Below are 14,677 nucleotides of genomic sequence, written 5' to 3'. Positions count from 1 at the left end.
CGGGGAGGGGGTCACGGTCGTCCGGCCGCGGTAACGGGGTCGGTTGTGGTGGCCGGGTTGGCCGCGGTAACCGGGTCGGTTGTGGTGGCAATCCCGGTTGGAGAAGCAGTGTGCTTGGCCCATGCCTCGGCAAACCCGGATGGCTCGTTCACCCACACCACCGCCCCGGTTGCCGCCGGCGGTGTCTTCGGTTCGGTCAACTCCGGTGGGCTCGACCCGGGGCCGGCGAACAGAACCACCGTCCGGGAGCCGAACTGCGAAACCGGTGGGTTCAAGAGGCCGGACTCGGTTCCGTCCCGCGCCGCGGCTACCACCACCAGCAGCCCGCCATCGAGCCTGTCAATCGCCCCGAGCAGATTCCCGGGTTGCGGGCCGACCATGGCCAGGTGCTCGTAGATCTTGTGGAGATGGGCGGAGTCGGACCCGTAACCGCTGTCGAAATCAGCGGAGGTGGTCAGCCGGATCCGGTCGCCCCGGCGCTGGCAGGCCCGGCAGATGCTGGCGGCAGCCGACACCATGGCTTCGAATCTGCTTTCCCCGCCAGCCGACACCATGGCTTCGAACCGGTCCTCCTTGCCTTCAGCGCTGGTCGGGTCGATCCGGGTGTCGAGCAATAGGGTGGTGTGAGTGGGGGAGAACTCCTCGAGCTGGCGGACGATCAACTCGTCGTGATGAGCGGACGACCGCCAGTGAATGCGGCGAGGATCATCGCCCTGCTGGAAGGGGCGCAGCCCGTAAAGTTCGTCGCCGCTGTGGGGCAGGGGGCTGCGCCGGACCGCCTCGAACGTGTTTCCCAGCCGGTGCGGCGGGGGTTCCAGGGGGTGAACGGCGGGGTAGATCAGAACCTCGGAGGGCTCTTCGAACCGGATGTGCCGGGCTGATACCACCAGCGGGTCGGTCAACGTCAGGCTGAGCGGTCCTACCGACACCCGTCCTCGCCTTTTGGTGGGGAGTTGGTAGCTAACCTCCAGATCGCCTCGTGCCGGTACTGGGGCTATCAGCATCTCAGGGGTGTCGAAGGAGGTGGTCGAAGCCTCGGAGGAGAGCAGGAAACGATCTGCTATGTGCAGCACCGGGGTGCGGAAGCGACCGGGATTGAACATCTTCAGGCGTACCTGGCAGTTGTCCCCGGCATGGATGCAATTCGGTTCCAGGGAGCGAGCGATCAGTCGCATACTCCGGTGGGTCCTTACGTAGACCACCGACAGGACAGCCACCGCCGCGCCGGCTGCCCCCACGGCGAGCAGCTCGTCCAGGCCCAGTATGCGTCCCGCGGCTCCCAGTATTACCGATCCGGCCAGGAGCAACCGGCCCTGGGGGGAGAGCATGAACGGCCTAGCCGGCCGGTGCCGCCGCGAGCTGCTCCGGTATCCGGATCATCAGCCGGCGGGGGCCGGGATCGGGTATCCGGATCATCAGCCTGCGGGGGCCGGGATCGAGGCAACGATGCTGTCCACGATCCGAGACGGAGAGACTCCCTGAGCCCGGGCCTGGGGGTTCAGGAGCAGCCGGTGGGCCAGAACGGGTTTGGCAAGCTGCTTAACATCGTCGGGAAGCACGAAATCCCGCCCTCGGGCCGCGGCTCGCACCCGGCCGGCCCGTTGGAGGGCGAGGGTCGCCCGGGGGGACATCCCCAGCGCGAGGCTGGGATGGTTCCGAGAGGTGTGGGCGATCTGCACCAGGTAGTTTCTTATGGCCGGTGCCGTGTAGACCTCGTTGGCCCGTTCGGCCAGCGCCATTACGGTGCCGGGGTCCACTGCGGGTTGGAGGGAATCCAGCGGGTTCTGGCCGCCGTGGGTGTTGAGGATTTCACCCTCGGCCTGCCTCGACGGGTAGCCCACCTCGATCCGCATCATGAAGCGATCAAGCTGGCTCTCGGGCAATGGGTAGGTGCCCTCGTGCTCCAGCGGGTTCTGGGTGGCGATGACCATAAAAGGCCGGGGCAGCATGTGGGTGGTCCCGTCCACCGTGACCTGCCGTTCGGCCATGGCTTCCAGCAGCGCCGACTGGGTCTTGGGAGAGGCTCGGTTGATCTCGTCGGCAACCATGATGCCGGCAAACACCGGCCCGGGCCGGAAGTCGAGCGTGTTGCCGGTTCGGTTCCAGATGGTGGTGCCGACAACATCGGAGGGAAGCAGGTCGGGGGTGAACTGGATGCGGCCGAATTCGGACTGCACGGTGATGGCCAGCGCCTTGGCCAGGCTGGTCTTGCCCACCCCGGGGGCATCCTCGATGAGCAGGTGACCCTCGGCCAGCAGGCAGGTGACGGCGAGTTCCAGCGCATCCTGCTTGCCGATTATGGCTTGGCCGATGTTGTCCACGATGGATTGGAACTGCTTGGCGAACAGATCCTGTTCCGAAGTCATGCTGGGGAGTCTCTCAGGTGGTGGGCAGTTCCGCCTGTTCCGAAGTCATGCTGGGGAGTCTCTCAGGTGGTGGGCAGTTCCGCCTGTTCCGAAGTCATGCTGGGGAGTCTCTCAGGTGGTGGGCAGTTCCGCCTGTTCCGAAGTCATGCTGGGGAGTCTCTCAGGTGGTGGGCAGTTCCGACCAGCAAAGCGGGCCGGATACTGTCGGTAGATCGTGATCCCGCCCCACTCCTCGTTTCGCGCTCTGACCCACCGTGGATTCCTTCTGTTCTTCATCGGGGTGTCCATCGCCACCACCGGGCAGTTCATGCAGTCGCTGGCCGTACCCTTCTACGTGAACGAGCTGACCGACTCTAACTTCTGGGTGGGGGGTTCGTCTTTCGCGGTGCTGGTTCCGTCTTTGATAATGACCCCGGTGGCGGGTATCTGGAGCGACCGGGTCAGCCGCAAAGCCATCCTGATTGGGTCCTTCCTCCTCCAGTTGGTGGGATCGGCGGTATTTCTGGTCCTGTACATCGCCGACTTGCTGAGCCCGTGGCCGATCATCGGGCTTCAACTGGTGGTGGGCGTGGCCTCGGGGTTCCAGTGGGCCCCCACCCAGGCCATGACATCGTTGCTGGTGCCACCCGAGGATCTGCTTTCGGCGGTGCGCTTCGTGTCCCTTTCGTTCACCGCCGGCAGAGCGCTGGGTCCCGCTCTGGCCGGGCTAGTCCTGCTGAATTGGGGCCCGGGGCCGGCCTTCGCCATCACCATCGTCGGCTTCGTGCTGGGCCTGGCCTTCATGGCCCCCATGAGGCTCCGCCCGTCCGAGGCGGTCAACCGGGAGTCGTTCCGGGAGGAGTTCCGCCAGGGGGTGGACTACATCAGGCATCGCCGGGCCATGCGTCTCGTGGTGGTGACCTCGTTCGTTGTGGCCAGCCTCGGGGCGGTTTTCGCCTTTGCCCTGGTGGCCAGCGTGGCCGACGACATGTTCTCCCTCGGTGATGGCGGTTTGGGGTGGCTCACGGCCACCTTCGGGTTCGGGTCTCTGGTGGTGGGTCTTTACATGACCTGGCGCGGTGATCGCCATGCTCGATCCCGAGCCGAGATGGCTGCGATTGGGGTGTACGCCATCGGGGTGCTGCTGACCGGGGCCACCCCCTGGCTGGTGTTCGGGTTGTTGGGATACTTCATCTTCGGGGCGGCCCATGTGGCCCACGGGGTCACGATGAACAGCTCCTTGCAGGTTCAGGTGGAAGAGAAGTACCGGGGTCGCGTCATGTCGGTGTGGCTGATGTCGGTCCTTGCGGGATTACCCCTCGGTTCGTTGATCGGGGGGTTGCTCGGCGACCTGGTTTCCATGCGGTTCGTGATGCTGCTGTTCGGGGGCCTGCTGGCCGTGTTCTGGGTGATAACCACCATCCGGTCCAACGGCTTTGCCGGCCTGGATGCCGATTCTCGCTGAAGCTTGGTGTTTGCCGGCCTGGATGCCGATTCTCGCTGAAGCTTGGTGTTTGCCGGCCTGGATGCCGATTCTCGCTGAATACCGGCGGCGGTTCGGGTGCGATACCGCTGAATACCGGCCGCGGTTCGGGTGCGATACCGGTGAATACCGACGGCGGTAAGGTGTTGGGAAAGGAGGGGCAGGCATGAGAACACGGGCTGCGGTATACCGGACACCGAACGCCGAACGCGCCCCTCGACATCGTCGAGCTGAACATCTGCAACCTGGCCCCCCAGGATGTGCTGGTGAGGATCACCCACAGTGGGATATGTCACAGCGATCTGAATGTCTACCACGGCAATCGCGACTGGGAGACCCCCATGATCCTGGGTCACGAGGGGGCCGGAGTGGTGGAGCACGTGGGGGAGGGGGTCACCGGCATAAGGCCCGGCGACCGGGTGGTGCTGTCTCTGGTGGCCAGTTGCGGCCGGTGCCGCCCGTGCGCCTCGGGCTTTGCCAACCGCTGCCGGGAGTACATGGGGTTCCCCATCGGTACTTACTACGACGGCGGGCATCGCTTCGAGCGCGCTGGTGAGGTCCATCACTCGTTCTGCACGGTGGGTTCGTTCGCGGAGCACGCCGTTGTCCACTTCTCGAAGGCGGTGGTTGTTCCCGACTATGTGGGTTTGGATGTGGCCTGCCTGGTGGGCTGTGGAGTGCCCACCGGAGTGGGTTCGGCGGTCAACACCGCCCGGGTGCACCGGGGAAGCACCTGCGTGGTCTACGGCTGCGGGGGCGTGGGCCTCAACGTGATCCAGGGCTGCCGGCTCATGGGGGCCGCGGAGATCGTGGCGGTGGATCTTTTGGCCGCCAAGCTGGCCCTGGCCGAGACCTTCGGTGCCACCCGGACGGTGAACGCGTCCGATGACGATCCGGTGGCGGTGGTGATGGAGATGACCGGTGGCCGGGGGGCCGACTACGCCTTCGAGGTGATCGGCTCCGGGGCTACCTACATGGATGCCTGGAACTCGATCGGCATGGGGGGTCTGGCGGTAATGGTGGGGGGCCCGCCCGCGGGAACCCCGTTCCATATCGATGCCACCGAGATCTACTTCGGGAAGGCCCTGACCGGCAGCATGTACGGCAATTCCTCCCCGGCCCGGGACTTCCCGTGGATCTTCGATCTCTACCGCTCCGGCCGGCTGCTGCTGGACGAACTGGTGACCCGGCACCGCCCTCTGGATGAAGTCACCGCCGCTCTCGATGAGCTGGACACCGGTGGTGTGGTCCGCACCGTGCTGGATATCGGCGAGGAATGATCTGGTTACTTGCCGGCCGGACCCCGGCCAGGAGTGGTCTGAATACATGCCGGCCGCACCCCGGCGGTACGCTGCGACCTTGATGATGCTCCGAAGCCAAAAGACCTGACCCGACGATGACGCTTGCATCCCGTGGGGAGCCGCCGGTGGGCCCGGCCCGGCTGATTGCCACCACCGAGGTGCCCACGAAGTGGGGCCGGTTCACCTGCCACGCCTTCCGGTCAACCGACGACGGCCAGGAGCATGTGGCGTTCTCCCTGGGTGAGGTGGCTACCGGGGGCGAGGTGCTGGTGCGGGTGCACAGCGAGTGCCTGACCGGTGATGTGTTCGGTTCGTGGCGCTGCGATTGCGGGGCTCAACTCCACGCAGCCATGGCTGCCATAGCGTCCTGCGGTAACGGGGTGCTGGTGTACTTGCGGGGCCATGAGGGTCGGGGCATCGGCATAGGCCACAAGGTGCAGGCCTATGCCCTCCAGGACGAGGGTCGGGACACGGTGGACGCCAACCTGGAGCTGGGCCTGCCGGTGGACGACCGCACCTACGGTATCGGTGTCGCCATCCTGGCCGAGCTTGGGGTCGAGCGGGTGGCGCTCATGACCAACAATCCCACCAAGCACAACGGCCTGGCCGCCTTCGGCCTGGAGATCTGCCGCCGGGTCCCCCTGGAGGTGCCTCCCCGAGCGGAGAACGAGCACTATCTCCGCACCAAGCAGCAGCGCCTCGGCCACTTGCTCAACCTGGTGTAGCGAGAGGTGGCTAACTACGAGGATGTATCGGGGTGGGGTCTGGACTCCGAGGCCGAGGAGGCGATGCTGGCCGCCCAGACCGAGTGCACGTTCATCTGGGCCAATAAGGAGGGGTGGCCGGTGGGGGTCGTCATGAGCTTCATCTGGTATCGGGGTCGGTTCTGGCTCACCGCCAGCGGCCAGCGGGCCCGGGTGGCCGCGGTGCGCCGTGACCCCAGGGTGTGCGTGGTGGTGACCAGCAAGGGTGCTGCCGGGGTGCCGCAGAAGCAGACGGTTACCTACAAGGGCATCTGCCGCGTGCATGACGATGCCGAAACCAAGGCTTGGTTCTACCCCAGGCTGGCTGCTGCGCTGCATCCCCAGGAGGAGATGCAGCGACACTTTGCGGGTTTTTTGGATTCGCCCCGGCGGGTGATCCTTGAGGTGGAGCCCACCCAGCGCATCTCCTTCGACGGCACCAAGCAGGCGGCCGTCACCGCGGCGTGGATCGAGGACAGCGGCTGATAACTGGTAGCCGATTGAGGAGAGCGGCTGATAACTGGTAGCCGATGGAGGGCAGCGGCTGATATGGGAGTGTTGGCCGCGGGCTGGTCCTGCCAACCGGTACCCGATTGAGCAGCCCCGGCCGCTGAGCCTGCCCGGGGATCAGCCGCCGAACAGGTCGGTCAGGGTATCGACCACATAGCCGATGTCGTCGGACCCCAGACCATGGTGGGTGGGTATGGACAGGGCGTGGCTCATCACCAGATCGGCGTTGGGGAAGCCGCCGGTGGGGGCCCGGTGCTCGATGTTGGCGAAACCGGGCTGGCGCAGGATGTTCCCCGTCCAGATCATGCGGGACTGCACGTTGCGATCCTCCAGGAAGTTCTGCACCTCGGTGCGGTCGTATCCCGATTCGGGGCGCAGGATGAACCCGTAGCGCATCCAGGTGGTATCCACCTCGGGGGTGGTGCGGGGCAGTATCACCTTGTCGGTGTGGTTGACCAGCAGGTCGTTGTAGCGGTCGCAGGCATGGCGGCGGCGGGCGTTGAACTCCTGGAGCTTGGTTAGTTGCACCAGCCCGTAGGCCGCCCCCAGCTCCGACGGCTCGAGGTTGTAGCCGATGTCGTCGAAGATGAAGATCTGGTCGTACATGGTGCCATCCTCCAGCGGACCCCAGCGGGTTTCCTGCCCCTGCCGGGAGCCGTACAGGTACGACTCCGAGCGCCGTCCCCAGCGCCGCCGGGTGAGGCACTTGTCGTGCATTTCGGGGTCGTCCATGGCCACCATGCCGCCGTTGCCCGCGCAGGTGAGCGAGTGGGAGATGGCGAAGCTGGTGACGCTGATGTCGCTGCGGGTGCCGATCCGGGTGCCCCGCAGCCGGGTGTCCAGCACATCGCAGGAATCCTCTATCACCTTGAGCCCGTGCTCGTCGGCGATGGCCCGGATGGCATCCCAGTCGGGGCAGTTGCCCATGAGGTTGGGGGCCAGGATGGCCCGGGTGCGGGGGCCGATCATCTCGGGTATGCGGTTCACGTCGATCTGGAAGGTGTCGGGTTCGACATCCACGAACACCGGCACCAGTTGTTGCTGCACCATTGGGGCCACATCGGTGGAGAAGGTGAGCACCGATGTGATGATCTCGTCGCCCGGTTCCAGATCGAGCAGCCCGATGGCCAGCAGCAGGGCCGAGGAACCCGAGTTGACCATGACCCCCCGGTTCTTGCCCAGCAGGGTTGACACCTCGTCTTCGAAGCGGGCCACGTTCTCGCCGATGAACAGGTTCCCCGAGCGGAGCACGTTCATCACCGCCTCGATCTCCCGCTCGTCCTGAATGGCCCCGGCCGGTGGCAGGGTTCTAACCGGTCTATCTTCCATGGCGATTCACTCTAGGCCGGGCGCTTTTCGATAAGTCGTACCAGCGGGGTCTTGTTCAGGCTGGGCGCTTTTCGATAAGTCGTACCAGCGGGATCCGTCGGTGGGGGGCTTTGGCTTGGTAATCGGCGTACCAGGCCCGGTCGGCCACCAGGCCCTCCCAGGTGGCCCGGTAGTCGTCCTCGTCACAGATGTCGGCCTCGGCCCAGAACCGGTGGCCCACCTCGGTGACCAGCAGCTCGGGGTTGGCCTCCTTGTCGGCGATGTTGAAGTACCACGAGGGATGGGCCTTGGCCCCGGCGAAGGATGCCACCACGATGCGGTGGCCTTCGGGATCCCGCCAGTAGGGCAGCGCCACCTTGTGCTCGGTGCCCGAACGGCGCCCGATGGTGCGGATCAGCACATGGTGCATGCCCACCTGACCCCACACCTCGGGATCGTCGCTGGATTCCATGGCCTCCACATGCATTTTGCTGATGACCGGGATCTCCTCCAGCGAGGGGGTCTCCCAGGTTTGCTCAACCTTTTGATCGCTCATTGGTTATCTCCTTTTGTTCGGTGCGGTTGCTCAGCCCAGCTTCAGAACCCGCCGGGCGTTCTCCCGCAGGAAGCCGGGCCACACCTTGTCCCGGAAGGGCACATCTTTCATCTCGGTCATTATCCGCTCCAGCGACAGGCCCATCGGGAAGTAGCCGGCGTAGATGATCTTGTCGGCCCCCCGGGTGTTGGCGTAGCGGATGATGGCCTCGGGGTAGTGCTTGGGAGCGAACGCCGAGGTGGAGTAGTGCAGGCCCGGCCACTTCAGCATCAGCTTCACCGCCAGATCCTCCCACGGCTCGCAACCGTGGCGGGTGACGAAGGTGAGCTCGGGGAAGTCGTACATCACCCGGTCGATGCGTTCCACGTGCTGGGGAGAGAACGGGAATCGGGGGCCGGGCACACCGGCGCACACGAAGATGGGGATGTCCAGCTCCACGCACTTGGCGTATATGGGATAGAACTTCGCATCGTCGATCGGCACCTGGGGGAAGCAGCCGGACGGGAACGCCCCGGCCGCTCTCACTCCCCATTCCCGGTGGAGCCGATCCATGCGCCGCACCTCGCCCATCACGTCGTTGGGATCCACGCTCATTGAGGGGATGAACCGCTCGGGATGGTTCTTGATCGCCCGCTGCCCGGTCTCGTCCTCGCAGGAGACCATGGCCATCTCGATGTTGAACCGGTCCATCTCGCCCAGAACCACCCGGACGGGGTCGTCGCCGGTACCGTACAGCTCCTTGGGAACCCCCTTGAACATGTACTCCACCGGGAAGTCGAACTCCTCGGACGACTGGGTGTCCTTGGTCTGGGCCCGGATGAAGTCGTAGGTGGAGAAGTCGGGTTTGGGGAACCCGACCATGGTGTCGATGATGGCGATGTCGGTGGGCATGCCCATTGAGGTGTTCCTTTCCTGTTCGGTTATGGCCGTGTTCGGTTCGGGTAAGTGCTTCGGGCTCAGGCCGCTGATGCGGAGCGGGGGGTAATCACGTCCCAGGCGTTGTCGCGCATCATGGCCCTGGTTTCGGCATCGGTGAAGTTGGGAATGTCGTAGATGAAGTCGGTGGGCACTTCCAACCCCTCGGCGTGGGGGTAGTCGGAGCCGAACAGCATGTGATCGGCCCCCATCGTTTCCTTGATCAGGTCGATGTCGTCCTCGTAGTAGGGCGACACCCAGACGTGGGTGAGGAACTGCTCCACCGGGTCGGACCGGAACTCGTGGGGCATCTTGCCGTAGGCGATCTTCAGCTCCTCCACCAGCCGGGGGGCGAACATACCCCCGTTCTCGATGCAGGCGATTCTCAGGTTGGGGTGGCGGTCGTATGTCCCGTGGCAGACCAGGGCGGCCATGGTGTCGAAGATCTGGCGATCATGGCCGGTGATCTGCTTGAACGGGGAGGTGCGGAACGACTGGAAGTCGTCGGTTGGCTCCCACCACTCGTTGTAGTCGTGCAGGCCGCCGTCGCCGCCGTGCATGCCCACGGTGATGCCGGCCTCGGCAATGCGGGCCCATACCGGGTCGTACTCGCTCATGCCCGGCGAGCGGCTGCCGCCATCGGGGGTGGGCACCGGGCCGGGCACCATCACCACCATGCGTGCCCCGCTGTGGAGGGCCCACTCCACTTCGGATACCGCCCAGTCCACGTCGATCATCGAGATCATCGGCGCGGAGAAGATGCGCTCCTGGTAGGCGAAGCCCCAGTCCTCGGCCAGCCACCGGTTGAAGGCACCGAAGGCGGCGGTCACTGCCGGGGGATCGTGGCGCAAAGCCTGCTCCATGCCCACCCCCAGGGTGGGGAAGAACAGGGCCGCCTCGATGCTCTGGGTGTCCATCAGCGCCAGGCGCTGGTCCCGGTTGCGGTACTCGGGGCGCTCGGAGATGGGGTCGAGCTCGCCGAACATGGTTTTGACATCCACGCCGTCCTTGTTGCGGCCCCGGAAGAAGTCCTGGAGCGCTCCCGGCTTGGACACCGGGTCGAACGTGGGGTTGGGGATGAAGCGGTTGATCTTGCCTCCGACCAGCAGGCGGGTCTTGCCGTCGATGTTGGCCCACTGCATGCAGCGTTTCTTCATGGCTGGGTCGATGTGGCGGGTGAAGGCATCGGTGGCCTCGTAGTAGTGGTTGTCGGCATCGAACACCTTGAACGGCAGCTCGGCCATGTGGCACCTCGCAATCGGGGCAATCGGGCTGGACGGTATCTTCCCCCTCCCGATGCCGGATCACAGCTCCCGCCATACGGGTTGGGACTGCTCGGCATTGTCCCCCCTACCAGGGCCCAGCTACAAGTTGCCCCACCCATCCCCCCAAATCAGGCCAACTCCGCCCGGTTCAGACGGTTTGAGGGTTTTGTTGGGGAGAATTGTTATCAACCCAGCTATAGTGCGGGTAACCGAGAACGGAGGTATGTGTATGTCCAGCACTCGTAGGTCGCCGTTCCTGCTTGGAGCAGCCTCTATTTTTGATTTCGCGGGCAATCTGAGACCCAAACGCCGGTCTGAAGGCGATTTGCACGAGGCCGCCACCGAGGCACTGGCAAACGGCTGGCTGACTGTAGGCGACGCTCTCCGAACTGCCATGGGACAGTTTCCCGGCTCAACCCGGTGAGCGAGCATCCTCCAGACCTGAAGAAACCTGAAGAACAAGCCCTGGCGGCCGAAAAAGCAGAATCTGCCCAGGAGGCAAGCTCGACCGAGGTGCGTCTTGCCATGTCCAGGCATCTGCGCATAGGACCTCTTCCTCCACCTGATGATCTACAAGAGTATGAATCGGTGATGCCAGGTGCTGCGGATCGCATCATCACAATGGCAGAATTATGCATTGCTCATCAGCAGAGAATGGGCGAGCAGCAGGCCAAACGGGATTCTCGTCACTCTCTGCTTGGGGTTTGCTCTGGATTATTGGTGACGATTCTTGTCGTGGGCCTCTCAAGCTGGCTGGTCAACAATGGGCATGGCATCTACGGAACTGTGCTGGCATCAACCAACCTTGTCTCGCTGGTAGCAGTTTTTGTTGTTGGTAGCAAGCGACAGTAGTCTTCAGACGCCTACACAGACGGTAGCTGAATGAATTTATTGACGTGACCAAGTATCTGGAATTCAATTGCTGGTTTTTCGCCAGAAACAAGGAGTCGCCTGTCACCAGCCTTGATCTGGACTGGCAGGCTGGTGGGTGGGGCAACGTGAAAAGCCAGCTTACCAGCCCAAATCTTCTATAATCTACTCTGTGCTGATGCTCGAGAGGAGCTTCCCATGATATCCAATATAGACCAGGTGAATCTGGCCCTAAAGTTATTGCGTGACGGATTAGTACCAGTGTGTAAGAAAACCTGGCAGAAACACTACGGCGAGGATTGGCTCAACAGAGTCAACCAAGAACTCCACAGACCTCAGCACAACCCAAACCCCGATGATGTAGCCTTTCTGTTCAACGCTCTCAAGGCCACGTGGGCTCAGGTCTTTGGCCAGTCGCTCGGGCCATCGGTGCGCTCGCTGGTGTTTGAGGTGGCCGATGTGCGTAACCGTTGGGCTCATCAGCAGGCCCTGTCTAGCGATGACATCCTCAGGGCACTTGACTCGATGGAGAGGATTCTGGAAGCCTTCGACAACGCAGAAGAACGCAAGCAGATCCGTAGCCTGCGAGAGAATCTGATGCGTCAGCTCTATGGGGAGGGGTCCCGTCCGGAAGATAAGCCTACCGAGGAAATGAAAGATAATCCTACTAAGAGCGCGCGCAGATAGGTTAGTCGGGGTTGAGTTTGGTGAGTTTGATGGTGATGATGAGGGTGATGGCGAGTGCGAGTTGGCCGAGGCGTGCTTTGGTGTTGCGGTCGGTGTTGCGGCGTAGTTGTCCGAAGTTGGATAGCCAGGGTTCTATGGTCCAGCGTTTCCCCAGGGGTATGGGTTTGGGTTCTTGGGGGGTGGTGGCGGGTGCTCGTTTGGGAGCGCAGACGATGTCTTCGATTCCGTAGCTCCAGCAGGTTCGGCGGACGGGCTCACCGGTATAGCCGCGATCTAGGTGCAGGGTCTCGATGTCTAGGTGTAGACCGCGTTGTGCTGTGGCCGCCAAAGTGGGAGCGAACAGTTGCTGGTCGTGACGGTTCGCGGCCCCAGCGGCCCAACCCACTGGGATAGCTGTTACGGTCCGCCAGAAGCGACCATTTCCACCCGGATTTGCCCCTGTCAACAGGGCTTTTACCCGTTCCCTCCCCACCGCAGGGTGCTTTGTGGGTCGAGGTGTCCACCGATGCTTCGGACAAATCGATGCCCACAACGCGGTCGTAGCCCTCTATGGCTTCGGTGACGACACCTTCGAACACACCCTGGGCGTTCCACTCGTTGAACCGGGTGCGCAACACCGTTTCACCGCCTTTGCCCAACCGGCCGGCCACATCCCAAGAGCACCCGGTCACCAATCGCAACAAGATCCCCTCAAACACGTCACGGTCAGGGATCCTCGGCCGGTGACAACCCAACGGATGGAACACCTCCCCCCGCACCGGCACAAGCGGCTCCACCGCCGCCCACACAGCATCCACCACCCGCGGATCCAAAGCAAGCATGATTACAATACCTCCACCATGTCGTTGTCGTTGAGTAACTACCCGACATCAAAGCCGGACCAACACAACGACAGGTGGATGGTCACCTATCTGCGCGCGCTCTAAGGAGGAGCGTGGCCGTGGGGGCGGACGGGGAGAGCATAGGGGGCGTGACCGCTCGGAGGATAAACCGGCTGAGAAAGCGTGGATTAGTCGAGGTAGATATATGATTAGGAATCGCGATTTTCTGGTTAAGGATTTAATTGACGAAGGTTTGCTGCAAGCAGGAGCTAAACTCACATGGGATCGTAAGGAGTATGGAGTTGATTATTGGGCTGAAGTATTGGACACCGGAAAAATCAAGTTGCTGAAAAGTGGCATTTTTGAATTCACTGATAACTTGACTTGCAATTCTCCTTCAGAAGCAGCAAAAAAAGCAGCCAATACCGTAGCAGCTCAGCCAGGAAGAGAAAAAGAGCGGATTCTGAACTGTAATGGGTGGGAAAAATGGTGTACTGATGACGGCAAACCACTTATAGACCTCCGGAAGCAATATTTTGTGAAGAGGGGAATAATTGGGTAAAGTTTAAAGCCGGTGTGGTACAGGAGCCAGGGTCTGGCCGGTGTCACCGTTGACCAGCACCGTGACGTAGCGGTGCCGTTTACGCATTGATGTCTCATCGACCAGCAACACCCGGCAGGTTTGTCGGCGGTGCCGGTCAGCGACGAGCCCCGCCCAAGCGCTGAGCACACCCATCACCAGATGCCAGCTCAGTTTGTGACACCGCGCGGTTGCCGAAACCGTCATCGTTTTCGCATCGCGGACCAGCCGGCGAGAAAGGCGCTTTGTCAAAGACCGGTAGGCTCTATTGGTGATCGCGACAGAGTTTAGTGTAGATGGTTTGGGCGGGTTGCCAGTGGTGGAGTCTGCGGGGCATGGTGTTGATTAGGTCTTCGATGATGGCGAGGCGTACTGGGCTGATGTTGAGGTTGGTGCTTTTGGGTAGCCAGCGTCTGAGTGTGGCGTTGTTTTGTTCGTTGGTGGGTCGTTGCCAGGGGGATCGGGGTTCGCAGAAGTAGATCTGTATGTTGAGGGTTTTTTCGATGTCGGCCCATTTGGCCATTTCTGTTCCTTGGTCCCAGGTCAGGGTTTTGACCATCCCGGCGGGTTGACGGCCGAGTGCTGCGGTGACGGCTTTGGCGGTGTTTCGGGCATCGTAACCATCGGGTAGTGGCACTACCAGGGTGTGGCGGCTGGTGCGCTCCACCAGGGTGGCTACGGCGGATTGGTTGTTCGCACCGATTATGAGATCACCTTCCCAGTGGCCCGCCTCGGCTCGGGTGGCGACTATTGCGGAAGCGCTGCGCTATGGGCCGGAAATCGCCCAGCACGGAGCGTTTCGCCTGCTCGCAACGGCTTCGGGGTTTGCGCCGGCGGCGTTGTCGTACCAGGAGTTTCCAGCTATCGGCTGCTAGGCCGCTGCGTCCGGTGGGGTCGTAACAGGCCCGGTAGATCGTTTCTGCGCACACCCGCAACCCCCGTTTGCGGGCTCTTCGCGTTTGAGTGGGGAGGGGGTGTTTTTGGGTGGGGTCTGTCTTTTGGGTGGGGGCCTCGCCGATTCTTGTGACTGTCACATAGTCGTGGAGTCGGGAGGTCCCTGGTGGTTGATGTTAGTTGGGTGTTGGGTTACGGTGCGTTGGGTTTGGTGGTGACCGGCCAGTGTGTGGTTGATGGCGAGGTGGTGGTGGAGGTGGAGACACCTCCAGGTCGGCGGGTTTGTTGTGAGCGGTGCGGTCACAGGGCCAGGTCCAAGGGGCGACGCAGAACCCGGTTGCGGGATGCTTGCATCCCGGGGGGTCACCGGGTGCGGGTGGTGTGGAACAAGCGTTTATG

General features: G+C 62.9%; 17 protein-coding genes and 1 pseudogene. 7 read left to right on the top strand and 11 right to left on the bottom strand.

Going from position 1 to position 14,677, the window contains the following annotated elements; genetic code table 11:
* Window positions 1–11: 11 nt before the first annotated feature.
* Window positions 12–1,328, bottom strand: coding sequence for a DUF58 domain-containing protein (locus ACOGXC_RS07935; protein WP_419917664.1), 1,317 nt, complete (start codon window positions 1,326–1,328; stop codon window positions 12–14).
* Window positions 1,329–1,415: 87 nt separating this feature from the next.
* On the bottom strand, window positions 1,416–2,366 hold the full coding sequence (locus ACOGXC_RS07930; protein ID WP_419917663.1) for an AAA family ATPase: 951 nt from the start codon (window positions 2,364–2,366) through the stop codon (window positions 1,416–1,418).
* Between the two features lie 214 nt (window positions 2,367–2,580).
* Here ACOGXC_RS07930 and ACOGXC_RS07925 point away from each other — a divergent pair, with 214 nt between their 5' ends.
* From ACOGXC_RS07925 to ACOGXC_RS07910, 4 genes are all read left to right on the top strand, one after another.
* Window positions 2,581–3,810 (top strand): MFS transporter, encoded by a 1,230-nt coding sequence (locus tag ACOGXC_RS07925; protein WP_419917662.1) that lies wholly within the window; start codon window positions 2,581–2,583, stop codon window positions 3,808–3,810.
* Window positions 3,811–4,088: 278 nt separating this feature from the next.
* The gene (locus ACOGXC_RS07920; RefSeq protein WP_419917661.1) at window positions 4,089–5,108 is read left to right on the top strand and encodes a zinc-binding dehydrogenase; all 1,020 of its coding nucleotides are present in this window, start codon (window positions 4,089–4,091) and stop codon (window positions 5,106–5,108) included.
* Between the two features lie 116 nt (window positions 5,109–5,224).
* A complete protein-coding gene (gene ribA, locus ACOGXC_RS07915) occupies window positions 5,225–5,854 on the top strand; it encodes a GTP cyclohydrolase II (RefSeq protein WP_419917660.1) in 630 nt (209 codons plus the stop codon).
* A gap of 6 nt (window positions 5,855–5,860) precedes the next feature.
* On the top strand, window positions 5,861–6,358 hold the full coding sequence (locus ACOGXC_RS07910) for a pyridoxamine 5'-phosphate oxidase family protein (RefSeq protein ID WP_419917659.1): 498 nt from the start codon (window positions 5,861–5,863) through the stop codon (window positions 6,356–6,358).
* A gap of 141 nt (window positions 6,359–6,499) precedes the next feature.
* On the opposite strand, the gene ACOGXC_RS07905 is transcribed toward ACOGXC_RS07910, so the two are convergent.
* Genes ACOGXC_RS07905 through ACOGXC_RS07890 form a run of 4 tightly spaced genes read right to left on the bottom strand, consistent with a single transcriptional unit; the run spans window position 6,500 to window position 10,405 of the window.
* On the bottom strand, window positions 6,500–7,711 hold the full coding sequence (locus tag ACOGXC_RS07905) for a DegT/DnrJ/EryC1/StrS family aminotransferase (protein WP_419917658.1): 1,212 nt from the start codon (window positions 7,709–7,711) through the stop codon (window positions 6,500–6,502).
* Window positions 7,712–7,766: 55 nt separating this feature from the next.
* On the bottom strand, window positions 7,767–8,246 hold the full coding sequence (locus tag ACOGXC_RS07900; RefSeq protein WP_419917657.1) for a nitroreductase/quinone reductase family protein: 480 nt from the start codon (window positions 8,244–8,246) through the stop codon (window positions 7,767–7,769).
* 30 nt (window positions 8,247–8,276) lie between these two features.
* Window positions 8,277–9,143 (bottom strand): amidohydrolase family protein, encoded by an 867-nt coding sequence (locus ACOGXC_RS07895; protein ID WP_419917656.1) that lies wholly within the window; start codon window positions 9,141–9,143, stop codon window positions 8,277–8,279.
* Window positions 9,144–9,202: 59 nt separating this feature from the next.
* The gene (locus ACOGXC_RS07890; protein WP_419917655.1) at window positions 9,203–10,405 is read right to left on the bottom strand and encodes an amidohydrolase family protein; all 1,203 of its coding nucleotides are present in this window, start codon (window positions 10,403–10,405) and stop codon (window positions 9,203–9,205) included.
* 441 nt (window positions 10,406–10,846) lie between these two features.
* On the opposite strand from ACOGXC_RS07890, the gene ACOGXC_RS07885 reads away from it, so the two are divergent.
* Complete coding sequence (locus ACOGXC_RS07885) at window positions 10,847–11,278, top strand: DUF2335 domain-containing protein (protein ID WP_419917654.1); 432 nt, start codon at window positions 10,847–10,849, stop codon at window positions 11,276–11,278.
* A gap of 216 nt (window positions 11,279–11,494) precedes the next feature.
* Entirely contained in the window at window positions 11,495–11,983 is a 489-nt protein-coding gene (locus ACOGXC_RS07880) for a Swt1 family HEPN domain-containing protein (RefSeq protein WP_419917653.1), read from the top strand.
* A 1-nt stretch (window position 11,984) separates the two neighbouring features.
* Here the strand turns inward: ACOGXC_RS07880 and ACOGXC_RS07875 are convergent, their stop codons facing one another.
* A complete protein-coding gene (locus ACOGXC_RS07875; RefSeq protein ID WP_419920099.1) occupies window positions 11,985–12,368 on the bottom strand; it encodes a hypothetical protein in 384 nt (127 codons plus the stop codon).
* 190 nt (window positions 12,369–12,558) lie between these two features.
* A pseudogene (locus ACOGXC_RS07870) lies at window positions 12,559–12,804 on the bottom strand (transposase); the annotation flags it as partial.
* 205 nt (window positions 12,805–13,009) lie between these two features.
* Between ACOGXC_RS07870 and ACOGXC_RS07865 the strand changes: the two are divergent.
* A complete protein-coding gene (locus ACOGXC_RS07865; protein ID WP_419917652.1) occupies window positions 13,010–13,366 on the top strand; it encodes a hypothetical protein in 357 nt (118 codons plus the stop codon).
* A 3-nt stretch (window positions 13,367–13,369) separates the two neighbouring features.
* Here the strand turns inward: ACOGXC_RS07865 and ACOGXC_RS07860 are convergent, their stop codons facing one another.
* The 3 genes from ACOGXC_RS07860 to ACOGXC_RS07850 are packed head-to-tail and all read right to left on the bottom strand — an operon-like array spanning window position 13,370 to window position 14,313.
* Window positions 13,370–13,591, bottom strand: a complete 222-nt coding sequence (locus ACOGXC_RS07860) for a hypothetical protein (RefSeq protein ID WP_419917651.1) — start codon at window positions 13,589–13,591, stop codon at window positions 13,370–13,372.
* 58 nt (window positions 13,592–13,649) lie between these two features.
* Window positions 13,650–14,087 carry an IS30 family transposase gene (locus tag ACOGXC_RS07855; RefSeq protein ID WP_419920046.1) on the bottom strand — a complete coding sequence of 146 codons (438 nt, stop codon included), beginning with the start codon at window positions 14,085–14,087 and terminating at the stop codon, window positions 13,650–13,652.
* Window positions 14,088–14,094: 7 nt separating this feature from the next.
* The gene (locus ACOGXC_RS07850) at window positions 14,095–14,313 is read right to left on the bottom strand and encodes a hypothetical protein (RefSeq protein WP_419917650.1); all 219 of its coding nucleotides are present in this window, start codon (window positions 14,311–14,313) and stop codon (window positions 14,095–14,097) included.
* Window positions 14,314–14,677: the final 364 nt, after the last annotated feature.

This window comes from Candidatus Poriferisocius sp. (assembly GCF_965202595.1).
Lineage (GTDB): Bacteria > Actinomycetota > Acidimicrobiia > Acidimicrobiales > Bin134 > Poriferisocius.
Note: the sequence above shows the minus strand (reverse complement) of the source record. Positions and strands in the feature narration are given on the sequence as shown.

Excerpts from the sequence above, each read along its gene's own strand:
- ACOGXC_RS07935 (WP_419917664.1), bottom strand. The coding sequence starts at position 1,328 with ATGCTCTCCCCCCAGGGCCGGTTGCTCCTGGCCGGATCGGTAATACTG.
- ACOGXC_RS07930 (WP_419917663.1), bottom strand. The coding sequence starts at position 2,366 with ATGACTTCGGAACAGGATCTGTTCGCCAAGCAGTTCCAATCCATCGTG.
- ribA (WP_419917660.1), top strand. The coding sequence starts at position 5,225 with ATGACGCTTGCATCCCGTGGGGAGCCGCCGGTGGGCCCGGCCCGGCTG.
- ACOGXC_RS07905 (WP_419917658.1), bottom strand. The coding sequence starts at position 7,711 with ATGGAAGATAGACCGGTTAGAACCCTGCCACCGGCCGGGGCCATTCAG.
- ACOGXC_RS07900 (WP_419917657.1), bottom strand. The coding sequence starts at position 8,246 with ATGAGCGATCAAAAGGTTGAGCAAACCTGGGAGACCCCCTCGCTGGAG.
- ACOGXC_RS07895 (WP_419917656.1), bottom strand. The coding sequence starts at position 9,143 with ATGGGCATGCCCACCGACATCGCCATCATCGACACCATGGTCGGGTTC.
- ACOGXC_RS07890 (WP_419917655.1), bottom strand. The coding sequence starts at position 10,405 with ATGGCCGAGCTGCCGTTCAAGGTGTTCGATGCCGACAACCACTACTAC.
- ACOGXC_RS07880 (WP_419917653.1), top strand. The coding sequence starts at position 11,495 with ATGATATCCAATATAGACCAGGTGAATCTGGCCCTAAAGTTATTGCGT.
- ACOGXC_RS07865 (WP_419917652.1), top strand. The coding sequence starts at position 13,010 with ATGATTAGGAATCGCGATTTTCTGGTTAAGGATTTAATTGACGAAGGT.
- ACOGXC_RS07860 (WP_419917651.1), bottom strand. The coding sequence starts at position 13,591 with ATGACGGTTTCGGCAACCGCGCGGTGTCACAAACTGAGCTGGCATCTG.